Here is an 11,993-nt window from a genome sequence, read left to right on the forward strand (position 1 = left end):
GGTTGGTTTACTCACTGCTGCTACTGTACTTCACAAGACTGATAACCGCTATAGCTATCTCAAGCAACTATAGAAATACAGTTTGATTTTTGAAAAAATTACGCACACCTTAAGGCAAAGGGCAACAGGCAACAGGTAATTAATCTTTCCCTATTGCCTATTCTCTACAAGTAAGTTCATAAATAAAATAGGAGTACTGTATGAGCAAAAATTTTCTCGATGCTGCCAAAAAAGGTCAAAATGATTGGTGGCGCTACTTACTAGGAGTTTTCCTCATCGTCTTTTCTTACTGGTATATAGGTTCATTCACCTCAGGTATTGTAGCAACTATTCTATTTTGGGCTTCTAGTGCTGTTAATGGAAATGAAATTTCCAATTCACCGTCTGAATTACAAAACCAATTAGAAATTTATTTACAGGCTTCACAAACTCGGTATTTTGTCATTTATAGTATTCCTGTTTTTTGTGCATGGCTGGGTATATTTATAACTATTAATTGGTTACATAAACGGAAAATTAAAACTTTGATTAGTGCTGATAGCTCTTTTACATTTCAGCGTCTAATATCAGGATTTTTAGTATGGTTAATTATTTTAATAGCCTTCACAGGAGTAGATTACCTAATACAGCCACAAGTTTATTCATGGAGTTTTGACTTAGCTCAGTGGCTTCCACTTTTTCCTTTAGTTTTAGTGCTTACTCCCATCCAAACCTCCGCCGAAGAATTTTTGTATCGTGGTTATTTGCTTCAAGGACTGGGACTATTATCTCGGCAACGACTTGTATTAATAATTGTCACCAGTTTCTTGTTTGCGCTGCCACACTTAGCTAACCCAGAAATGCAGCGGGGAGAAATATGGGTAGCATTGCAATACTTTTCATGGGGTGTATTTTTTTCAGCAATTACTCTAAAAGATAATCGACTAGAACTTTCTTTAGGTGCTCATGCAGCTAATAATATTTTTGCTTTTTTGCTCGTTAATACTAAAGATTCGGTAATTCCTACACCTGCTGTATTAACTATCAACGATCCTGGAGATCCAAGGGTGGGTTTGGTTGTTTTCTGGGTCATGATTGCAATATTCTATTACTTCTTCTTTGGTAGACGAAAACAACACTCTAGCTAAAACAGATTTTAGATTTTAAATTTTGGATTGGCTTTGCCTAGTTCCGGGTTTAAAAGCTCAACTTCTGAGTTTAAAACTCGACACTCCAAGTTCAAAGATTGTACTTCCAACCTCAAAGCCTTAACTGCTTTCTCATCTCCCTCATTTTCCCCATCCCTCCATCTCCTTCATTCCCCCACTCTCCACTCCCTACTCCCCAATACCAAGCAATTTCGCCATAGCCAGCCGTTGTAATTTCCCAGTGGCACCACGGGGTAATTGCTCTAAAATGTGAATTTGCTTGGGGACTTTGAAGTTTGCCAGCATGGTTGAACAGTGAGCTAAAATTTCTTTTTCGCTGGCTTCTGCTTTCAGGACAACAGCTGCGTGAATATCTTCTCCTAAAGATTTGTGGGGAACGGCAAAGGCTAGGGCTTCGGCGACGGCGGGATGGCGTAGCAAGATATCATCTACTTCTAAAGGAGAAATTTTTTCCCCACCTCGGTTAATCAATTCTTTTATCCGTCCAGTCAGGCAAAGATAGCCATCTTCATCGAGTGTGCCTTGGTCTCCTGTGCGGAACCAACCATTTACAAAAGCAGTGGCGTTGGCTTCTGGGTTATTTTCGTAGCCGTCAATGACATTTGGTGCTTTTACCACCACCTCGCCCAAGCTTCCTTGAGGTAGCAGGTTGCCTTCAGAGTCCATGATTCCAACTTCTACGCCGAAGCCATAACCGACAGTACCAGGTTTGCGAACTTTTGGCGGTAGGGGGTTGGTAGTCATCAAGTGGGATGCCTCAGTCATGCTGTAAGATTCCACCACAGGAGCATTGAGAGTTGCCTCCATTTGTTCGATGATAATGGGGGGCAAAGAAGCACTACTAGAGCGAATAAAACGGAAAGGATTCGCTTGAACAATTTCTGTGTTGCGGCTAGCGCGTGCCAGAATTGTCTGGTGCATCGTTGGTGCTGCTGAGTACCAGGTAGGTTTGTAGGTTTCTGCCAGCTTCCAAAACTCTAGGGCATTAAAACCATTGGGACAAACCAGTGTACCCCCAGACCCCAGAGTTGCCAACAAACAACCCACCAATCCATGAACGTGGAACAGGGGCATTAAGCAAAGTGTAGTGTCAGCTGGAGTGAGTAAATAAGCACCAATGATGTTGTTAGCAGAAGCAATGAGGTTGCGATGACGAATTGGTACACGCTTGGGACGACTTGTGGTGCCGCTGGTGTGGAGAATCATCGCTACATCGTCAGCATTAGGCGCTGCGGGATTCGAGGGTTCTGCTGGTTTTGAGCCTGTTTTGATTAATTCAAAGCTCAATGTGCCGTCAGTGTTGACTTTGGCATTAATCAGCATCATATCGGGCGTGAGGGCGCTAATGGCCCCTTCCGGTTCCTCAGACAGCGTAATCAGTGCTTTTGCCTGGGTATCTGCGTAGTAAAAGGCAAATTCTTCTTGCTTGTATTTGGGATTTAGAGGTGCAGCGGTGCCAGATAAAGCAGCAGCCAGAAAAGTAATCGCCATTGGTGAACCGTTAGTCATGGCAATGGCAATGCGTTCTTGGCGTTTGAGTCCAAAGCTGTGGAGTTGGGATACTAGCCCAGCTACATTTTCGCGCAATTGCTTATAAGTTAGCGATCGCCCCTCAGGCGTAACCAACGCTAAATGATTGTCTTCTCCTGCTAAAAGCTCAAATAAATTCATTTCAAAACCTCCAAAAGTATTGGGGACTGGGGATTGGGGATTGGGTACTGGGGATTGAGAAGAGGATAGTGGGACAAGGGGAATTGGGAAGAAAGGAAAAGACTTGTTGCAAGTTGTCTCCCTCATCTTCCCAGTCCCCAGTCCCCAGTCCCCAAGGTAAAATTAAGTAAATATTGTGTCTGTCGCTACTAAAAATTAGAAAAGACTTTTTCAGCAGTTCAACCAAATCGATAAATATGGATCGTCGGAAATTTCTCAACTATGTTACTTTAGCAGGATCTAGCTTTGCCTTAACTAGTTGTATTCAAGGCAGAAATTCCAAATCACCGAGTGAAGTATCTCCTTTGGCATCGCCTGTGGTAGTCAATGAACCCCTGAAAGTGGGATTTGTTTATATAGGACCTGTGGGTGATTTTGGCTGGACTTATGCTCATGATTTAGGTCGCAGACATATGGAAGCCAATCTTCAAGATAAGGTAAAAACTACCTTTGTGGAAAATGTCAATGAAGGTGCTGATGCTGAAAGAGTAATTCGCCAATTAGCATTAGATGGTAACAAATTAATTTTCACAACTTCCTTTGGGTACATGAACCCAACAATTAAAGTTGCCAAACAGTTTCCTGATATTTTCTTTGAACACTGTACGGGGTACAAACGTGCCGCTAATGTTGGTACTTATTTGGGACGTTTTGAAGAACCACGTTACTTAACCGGCATGATTGCTGGCAAAATGACAAAATCAAATGTAATTGGTTTTATTGGGGCATACCCGATTCCGGAAGTAATTCGCGGCATTAGTGCATTTGCTCAAGGAATGCGGTTAACAAATCCCCAGGCAAAAGTTAAGGTACTTTGGGCGCAAACTTGGTATGATCCAGCCAAAGAGAGAGAAGCGGCTCAAGCTTTGGTTAATTTAGGTGCAGATGTGTTGACCCAACATACCGACTCTGGCGCTGTTGTACAATTTGCTGAGGAAAAAGGCATTTATGCTTTTGGCTATAACACCGATATGAGCAAGTTTGGTCAAAAAGCTCACCTGACATCAGCTATTAACAAATGGGGCAAATTCTATACAGATAAAGCTTTAGCTGTAATGACTAATACTTGGAAATCTCAAGAAGTTTGGGATGGTATTGGTCAAGAAATGGTAGATATTTCTCCGATGAATCAAGTGATTCCAACTGATGTGCAACAATTAGTAAATGCCAAGCGGGATGAGTTTATTCAAGGTACTGCACATCCTTTTGATGGCCCAGTAAAAGACCAAAAAGGTATAGTGCGAGTCCCAAAAGGTAAGATATTAGATGATAAGCAACAACTGGCGATGAATTGGTATGTTGAAGGAATTGAAGGTTCAATTCCTCAAGAAAAATCCTAGTATTACTGAATAATACTAGGATTTTTTATTGGTTCTCACTCCTGAATTATGCATTTAGCACCAGAGTTATTAATTAAAAATTTTCTGCAAACTTTCTGGTCGTGTTACTGCCAAGTATTGAGCCGCCATTTCCGGTGTGAGAAATTCAATCATGACTTTGTTTTCTAACCAGAATTCCATCACATCAAAAAAAGAATCGCGGTTACAACGTAACACTCTCCAACCTTCCCGTTTGCCAATCTGCTCAATTTTTTCCTGACTAGAAGAAACCGAGATTGCTGCATGAGTAGCTGTAAATCCGGTAGGAGTGGCATCTTCTACGAATTGACACTGGTTATCTCCTTCACCAGGCATTAGCTTAGTATTTAATGGATAAACTTCAATCCCTGTCCCATTTTCATCAAGGGGAAAAACCATATAACTGCCTGGGTGAGGAAAAAAGGGAAAAAGTTGTCCATTCAAGACTTCAGCGAGAACTTGGGCAACGTGTAGAGGGTTTTGCACAGAAATAGATATGTGATGAATCATACTTAATTACCTAATAGCCCATAATCATAATGGGTTTATAACTTCTTATTTGGTGGAGGGTTTATCTTCCACGACCATCTGTAATTACTTCTCACCGCATTTCCATTAATTTATGCAGTAAATAAAAGAAAGGATAGAAAAAGTAGGAGAAAGTCAGAAATGAATCAGTCAGTTTCTCGCTTAGAGGTTAGAAGTATTAATAAATCGTACTCTGGCTGTGTGGCAAATCATCAGATAAACTTGGCAATTCAGCCAGGAGAAATTCATGCCCTTTTGGGGGAAAATGGAGCGGGTAAGAGTACCTTAATGAAAATTATCTATGGGTTGGTGCGTCCGGATGCTGGTGAAATTTTTTGGGAAGGGCGACAGGTTAATATTAATAGTCCAACTGAGGCGATATCTCTGTTAATTGGAATGGTATTTCAGCACTTTAATTTATTTGAAACGCTGACTGTTACAGAAAATATCGCCTTGACGCTGCCTCGTAGCGAAAAATGGGATTTATCACGAGTTGCTAAAAGAATTATCACTTTATCAGCAGTATACGAGCTAAATATAGACTGCGATCGCCCTATTCATACTCTTTCAGTTGGTGAAAAACAGCGAGTAGAAATTCTCCGGTGTTTGTACCAACGTGCAAAATTGCTGATTTTGGATGAACCAACGGCGGTTCTCACTCCCCAAGAAACAGAAAAACTCTTCGCTACTTTACGACAAATCGCCTCTGATGGTTGCAGTATTTTATTTAGTAGTCACAAGTTGTCAGAGGTACAATCTCTGTGCACTCATGCTACAGTCTTGCGCCAAGGTAAAGTCGTTGCCAATTGTAACCCCCAAACAGAAACACCAGCTAATCTAGTCAGGATGATGATTGGTGCTGATGTGCCAAGGACTGGGGACTGGGGAAGAGGATGGGGAGATGGGGGGAAAGAAGAATTAATTTCTCCCTCATCCCCCTCATCCCATTTAATACCTAGTAAAAAACGCAAACAGCAACCACCAGGGCCAGTTTGCTTGCTGGTTAAGGATTTGGATCTCAAACCCCAAGATCCTTACGGTACAACCTTGCACAACATTAATTTGGAAATTCACACGGGCGAAATCGTTGGTATTGCTGGAGTTGCAGGGAACGGACAGACAGAATTATTATCAGCTTTGAGTGGTGAAATCATCTCTCCCCAACCAGAAATGATTATGCTGGGTGAAATGCCCGTAGGCAAAAGTAGTGTTGCTGGGCGTCGCCGCCTGGGATTGGGATATGTTCCAGAAGAACGTTTAGAAAAAAGTGTGGTGCCAAGTTTAAGTTTACTGGAAAATGCTTTGCTGACAGCCCACGGGCAAGGATTGTTACGCCGGGGGATGATTCGCTTTAGCAAGTTAAAAACCTGGACTCAACGAATTTGTGATGCTTTCAATGTCAATCAAGCGGGGGTAAATTCTGTTGCTGCTAATTTATCGGGGGGCAACTTGCAAAAGTTTATTATGGGACGGGAGATATCCCAAAATCCAGCTGTATTAATTGCAGCACATCCGAGTTGGGGCGTGGATGTCAACGCCACTGTCAAGATTCATGAAGCATTAATTGAAATGCGAGATACGGGTGCAGCAGTGCTAGTGATTTCTGAAGATTTGGATGAATTGTTTGGATTGTGCGATCGCATTGGTGCAATCTATAAAGGACAAGTTTCTCCCTTTAAGCCAGTTGCCCATACTAACCGCGATGAAATTGGTAGTTGGATGGGAGGAATCGGCTTTGATTGAGCATAAACCAAATAAGTCTGAAAAATCAAATCTTAGAGAATGTCTCAGAAGTCTTATTTATGATTCGCCTAAAGCTTTTCAGACATCCTCAAGCAACAGCGATCGCAACCATCCTGACAGTTAAAGTATTTTAAACGCCAATGAAACAAACTGTGAATAAAAGCTGGTGGCGATCGCTTCACAAATGGAAATAATTAACAGTAGACCTGTGTAATTAATAACTATTTTTTCTAAATATCAGCCATCTACATTTAACCTGATTATATCAACTTGGTCTATAACTTTCTGTGACATACCCGCAGGTCTCAAGTTTTACAAGGCGTTTCATAGATCGTGAGTCAGAAATTTCCAAAGATGAGCGCCCAGATTCCAGTTAAATTGATAAATGCATTGTTTTTGTTTGTTTTTAGATCGTTTATTTTTACGCATATATACTTACGATTTTCGCAACTAAAATTAACAATAGTGACATAGATAATCTTAGATTTTCTTAATATATTATTTTCTAAAAATCGTAAATAATACATTATTACAGTGTGCTGTTACATAGCAAAATTTAGTTTTGCTAGTATATTAAACTACCAAAATATCAGAATATCTACATGGTTAGACGACTACAAATCTTTCAAGATGGTACTTTGTCAGAACTGGAAGACAACACCCTCGTCAAGGTCACAGAAACTAAAAAACAAGTGAATTTGCTAATTCAAGCTTTGCAGTTCACTCAAGCAGAGACTTTTACAGTTATACCGAAAGATGCAGTTCCAGAAGATGTACCAGAACCGCGAGGGTCAGTAAAAACAATTAACTCAGAGGGATTGAGATTACTCCAATCATTTGAGGGATTGTATTTAGAAGCATATCTAGATCCGGTGAAAGTTTGGACTATAGGTTGGGGGGCTACAGAAGGTGTTCACCAAGGCATGAAGATTACCAAAGCAGAAGCTGAGGAAATGCTGAAAAAAGAATTGAGTAAATTTGAAACTGCGGTAGCCAATACTGTCAAAGTGCCAATAAATGACAATCAACATTCAGCCTTGGTGTGTTTTAGCTACAACGTAGGTGCTCGTGCTTTGTCTGACTCAACACTTTTGAAGCTATTGAATCAAGGCAAGTACCAAGAAGCAGCAGACCAGTTTTTAGTATGGGACAAAGCTGGTGGTCAAGCACTGCTAGGCCTATCGCGCCGCAGGAGAGCTGAGCGCTGCTTATTTTTGAGTGAGCCTTGGGAATGGGCTAAAACTTGGGAGCCAACAAGAGTGTTACGCTTGGCTGCACCTAGTCAACCTCTTATTCAAGGGGATGATGTTTTCAAACTTCAGAAAGCCTTAGTCAAAGCTGGTTTTAGTCTTGAAGTTGATGGTTATTTTGGAAATGACACAGATGTAGCAGTCAAACAATTTCAAAAAAATAAGGGCTTGACAGTGGATGGTCATGCAGGGCCAAAAACTTTACAAGCTCTAGGTTTGTAAACTCATAAACTTGGGAAAAAACTCAGCTACAAATATCTTCAAACTGTTTATATTGCACAACTTTTTTGGAAATCAAAAAAGTTGTGCAAGTGCAAGCAGAACTTTGGCTAAGCAAAAACTTAGAAGAATATAAGTTATTCCTAGATAACGCTGTCAAAGTTTCAATTGAAGATAAGTAAGTCGGTGAGAATAAATCAAACTATGTTAACTAATATAACGTTAGCTAAACTTAGCTCGTAGTAAGGGCTAAAGCCCTTTTCTTAGGACTAAAGTCCTTACTACAAACATTGAATTTTTCACACCGTTCTACTTATTCATCAAATTGAAAAAGCCTTGAAATACTTGGGATTAATATCAAACCCGATTTTTTTGGCAAAGAGATGGACAAGGCACTGAGCCAGTTTCAGGAATGGGCAGGTTGAAAGATGGAATTGTTAGTGCTGAAACTCTAACAAGATTGGGCTTGTGAATTGTTCAGTTTGTATATATAAAATGCCAAGAGGTAAAAATGAGCGACTCAATCAGCGATACATCTTACCAAACGGATGACTTGGTTATTGAAACTTGTCTAGAAATTCATGATTACGAAGTAAATTCACCAACTCCAAGAGGTTTTAATGGTTTACTCATAAAAGCGCCAGGTAATTCTACTTCAGTTGCCAATGTCCTATCTCAGCAACTGATTCATCAGTTGAATCTAGTCCTGCCAAATGCGTTAGAAAATTGTGATGATTTGAATGTCAAACCTGGAGATGCTGCTTTTGCTCTGTTGCAACCTCCAGCAAAACAGGCACTGGAACGAGCGATTCAAGCACGGGGAATTCCGATGGTTATCAACTCTGCCTATCGCACCATTGCACAGCAAATGCTGTTATTTAATTGGTTAAACCGCACTAGTCCTGTAGCTCGCCCAGGAAGAAGTAATCATCAAAGTGGACTAGCACTTGATATTGAAGATCCTAGAGGGTGGGAACCTTTCCTAATACGTCATAATTGGCAGCCTTTAGCTGGCGACCCACCCCACTTTGATTACGTAGGAGGAAGCACGACAGATATTCGCAGTACGGCAATACTGGCATTCCAAAAGCTTTGGAACAAGAATCATCCAAATGAAAAAATAAAAGAAGATGGTAAATGGGGGCTTCAAACTGAGAATGCTTTAAATAACTCGCCCACAACAGGCTTTGACATAGCACCTTGGGATGAAATACCCAGAATTCTTCGCCTCAGCAAACCTTTGATGCAAGGTTCTGACGTGATCGAGCTTCAAGAGAAATTGAAGGCAGCAGGGCTGGCTGTCTCAATCGATGGTGTGTTTGGATCTGGAACTGAAAAAGCGGTTAAGGAATTTCAGCAGCAAAAGAGCTTAGTTGCTGATGGAATAGTGGGAGAGAAAACACGGCAATTGATAGCTTGAGTTAATGCGTCAAAGCCTGGATTTCTCACAAGTGAGAAATCCAGGGGTGTGGGAGGTGTGGGAGGAGAGGGAGGTGTGGGAGGAAAGGGAGGTGTGGGAGGAAAGGGAGGTGTGGGAAGAGACGGGGGCATCAATTCTCTTTCTCCCCACACTCCCCACACTCCCCACACTCCCCACACTCCCCACCTATGCGTGAGAAATTCGGGAAAGGTAAGAAGAAGGGGAAAGATTAAAGAGAAAAGGAGGGATCTTCCCTTTCTGCTTTGCGCCTTGCCTTTTGCCCTTTCCCCTTATTTTTTCCCCACTTTCAATATCTTTGGACTATGTTTTCAGATATCAGGATTAAAAATGGCTGAACAGACTAAGCAAATATCAAATATCTATGCCCTGCTAATTGGAATTGATGGCTATACACCTAGTAAGTCATATGCAAATCTCAAAGGTTGCGTTCGTGATATCAACCTTGTGGAGGATTATCTCAAAAAAACATTGCGTATTCCAGAAGAACGTTTTTGGAAACAGACTTCCCCTAATCCAGAAATTTCGCTGCTTTCAGAGCTAAGAGGATCGCAGAAACCGAATGTTTTGCCGACTTATGAAAACATCGTCAATGCATTTAAGGAAATTACTGATATGGCTTTGCCCGGAGAGCTTGTCTATATTCATTACTCCGGTCACGGTGGAAAGCCCGACACAATTTATGAAGAGCTGAAAGGCAAAGGACAAGCTGACGAAGGTATTGTGCCGATGGATGTAGATGCACCTGCACCTGGTGGACGCTATCTCCGAGATGTTGAACTAGCAACGCTGCTCAAGCGCATGACAGATAAGGGATTAGTTGTCACAGTTGTATTTGATAGTTGTCATTCTGGCGGTGCAACTAGAGGAGATACTGCAATTCGAGGAACTGAAAACCGCGATCGCCAAAAACGTCCCACAGACAGTTTAGTTGCTTCTCGTCAGGAACTGATCGGTAATTGGCAGACTCTAAACGAAGGGCCCAATCCTAGTGTTACCCAAGGTGGATGGTTAACTAAACCCAAAGACTATGTGTTTCTGGCAGCCTGCCGTCCCTCAGAATTTGCTTTTGAATATAACGTCGATGGAAATAATCGTCATGGAGCACTCACGTATTGGATGATCAATACCCTAACTAGTGGCTCACCTGGGTTGACCTACCGAATGCTTTATGAGCGCATAAACGCGGTCATTCAAAGTAAGTTTCGAGAACAGCAAACTCCAATGTTGATTGGGGATAGCGATCGCACTATCTTTGGTAGTGAAAATATCTCTTATCAGTACGCAATCACTGTGAATGAAGTGATTGAAGCAGATGGTAGACCAACACGCGTCGAATTAAGTGCTGGCACAGCAACTGGCTTGGGACTTGGTGCCCAATTCGCTATTTATCCGCTAGGTGCAACGAATTTATCTCAAAAAGAAGCACAGATAGCCATAGTTGAGATCCAGGAAGTATCTGCATCCCATTCTTGGGCCGAAGTTATCACACTGCTGGGTGAGAGCAAAATTGAGCAAGGTGCCCAAGCTGTGTTGCTTTCGCCACCTGTCGATTTAGTGCAGAGAGTTTCCTTAGTAAAGAAAAATGAAGGCGATGGGGAGGATCGGCTAACGCCAGAATTAATTGCTCAACAAGAGGATGCTCTTAATGCTGTGGAAATTGCGATCGCAGAGCAAGGTTGGTTGAGGCTAGTAACTGATAATCAAGCCAAAGAAGATCTACAAGTTGCTGTTAATCAAAAGGGTGAGTATGAGATTTGTATGGGATTGCCACTTAAAAATCTCACCCCAGCCCTGAAAATTAATGACGATAAGGCACCCCAGGAGGTTGTAAAAAGACTTGTTCATATAGCTAAATATCGAGCAGTTCAAGGATTGAAAAACCCATTCTCAGATTTGGCAAACCAGCTTGAAGTTGAGCTAATTCCGCAAACCAGTTTGCCACAAGATGGAGCAACCGGGCTAAGTAACATCACACTGAGATCGGGCGAAAAGGCTACTTTGCGAATCAAGAATGTTTCTGCTTCGCCACTTAATATCGTTGTCTTAGACCTTGAACCAACATGGGAAATTTCTCAACTACCCCTACAAAGGATGGTTCAAAAGTTTTATCCCTTTAATCCAGGGCAGGAAATCCGAACTCAGTTGCGATTGGGACTGCCAGATAAGGCCAATTACGACAAAGGCTTAGAGGTAATCAAAGTTTTTGCAATGTTTAGTCCGGCTGATTTTCGGTGGCTGGAGTTGCCTTCCCTTGACAAAGAAATTCCGACAGCTGCCTCACGAGGATTAGAGTCTCCGAAGGGGGAAGCTACCAATGCACTAGAAGAACTATTTGCTGCAATCGGAACTGATCCCGATCGCACACCCACAGAACGAGCACAAGTCATTTTCGATCCCGGCGAAGAATGGGCAACTAAAGAAATACAAATTACTGTCATGCGATAAGCGATTCAACAGGCAGGCTACCGTATACACACAAGTCTTTTAGAATTGTTGCGTAACGTAGAGAAGGTTAATTATTGCAGGGCGATGCAACAAAGATGCAGGTCGATGCAACAAAGGTGCAGGTCGATGCAACAAAGGTGCAGGTCGATGC

The 11,993-nt window shown here is 41.9% G+C and carries 9 protein-coding genes; 7 read left to right on the forward strand and 2 right to left on the reverse strand.

What is annotated here, in order from left to right:
• Positions 1-200 precede the first annotated feature (200 nt).
• Positions 201-1,127 carry a lysostaphin resistance A-like protein gene (locus tag ACM0OY_RS37455; RefSeq protein ID WP_414573782.1) on the forward strand — a complete coding sequence of 309 codons (927 nt, stop codon included), beginning with the start codon at positions 201-203 and terminating at the stop codon, positions 1,125-1,127.
• Positions 1,128-1,316: 189 nt separating this feature from the next.
• On the opposite strand, the gene ACM0OY_RS37460 is transcribed toward ACM0OY_RS37455, so the two are convergent.
• Complete coding sequence (locus tag ACM0OY_RS37460; protein WP_414573783.1) at positions 1,317-2,819, reverse strand: acyl--CoA ligase; 1,503 nt, start codon at positions 2,817-2,819, stop codon at positions 1,317-1,319.
• A 236-nt stretch (positions 2,820-3,055) separates the two neighbouring features.
• On the opposite strand from ACM0OY_RS37460, the gene ACM0OY_RS37465 reads away from it, so the two are divergent.
• Positions 3,056-4,198: a BMP family ABC transporter substrate-binding protein gene (locus tag ACM0OY_RS37465; protein WP_414573784.1), complete on the forward strand. Its 1,143-nt coding sequence runs from the start codon at positions 3,056-3,058 to the stop codon at positions 4,196-4,198.
• Between the two features lie 69 nt (positions 4,199-4,267).
• Here ACM0OY_RS37465 and ACM0OY_RS37470 read toward each other — a convergent pair whose 3' ends face one another.
• Positions 4,268-4,726: a hypothetical protein gene (locus tag ACM0OY_RS37470; RefSeq protein ID WP_414573785.1), complete on the reverse strand. Its 459-nt coding sequence runs from the start codon at positions 4,724-4,726 to the stop codon at positions 4,268-4,270.
• A 159-nt stretch (positions 4,727-4,885) separates the two neighbouring features.
• Between ACM0OY_RS37470 and ACM0OY_RS37475 the strand changes: the two genes are divergently transcribed.
• The 5 genes from ACM0OY_RS37475 to ACM0OY_RS37495 all read left to right on the forward strand — a co-directional run bounded on the left by ACM0OY_RS37475 (position 4,886) and on the right by ACM0OY_RS37495 (position 11,842).
• A complete protein-coding gene (locus tag ACM0OY_RS37475; RefSeq protein WP_414573786.1) occupies positions 4,886-6,487 on the forward strand; it encodes an ABC transporter ATP-binding protein in 1,602 nt (533 codons plus the stop codon).
• A complete protein-coding gene (locus ACM0OY_RS37480) occupies positions 6,484-6,621 on the forward strand; it encodes a hypothetical protein (protein ID WP_414573787.1) in 138 nt (45 codons plus the stop codon). The genes ACM0OY_RS37475 and ACM0OY_RS37480 overlap by 4 nt, the downstream gene beginning before the upstream one ends.
• A gap of 468 nt (positions 6,622-7,089) precedes the next feature.
• Positions 7,090-7,959: a glycoside hydrolase family protein gene (locus ACM0OY_RS37485; protein WP_414573788.1), complete on the forward strand. Its 870-nt coding sequence runs from the start codon at positions 7,090-7,092 to the stop codon at positions 7,957-7,959.
• A 508-nt stretch (positions 7,960-8,467) separates the two neighbouring features.
• Positions 8,468-9,376 (forward strand): peptidoglycan-binding protein, encoded by a 909-nt coding sequence (locus tag ACM0OY_RS37490; RefSeq protein WP_414573789.1) that lies wholly within the window; start codon positions 8,468-8,470, stop codon positions 9,374-9,376.
• Positions 9,377-9,724: 348 nt separating this feature from the next.
• Positions 9,725-11,842: a caspase family protein gene (locus ACM0OY_RS37495; protein ID WP_414573790.1), complete on the forward strand. Its 2,118-nt coding sequence runs from the start codon at positions 9,725-9,727 to the stop codon at positions 11,840-11,842.
• The last annotated feature ends 151 nt before the right edge of the window (positions 11,843-11,993 follow it).

The sequence above is a fragment of the Nostoc sp. CCY 9925 genome (assembly GCF_963920935.1).
Lineage (GTDB): Bacteria > Cyanobacteriota > Cyanobacteriia > Cyanobacteriales > Nostocaceae > Nostoc.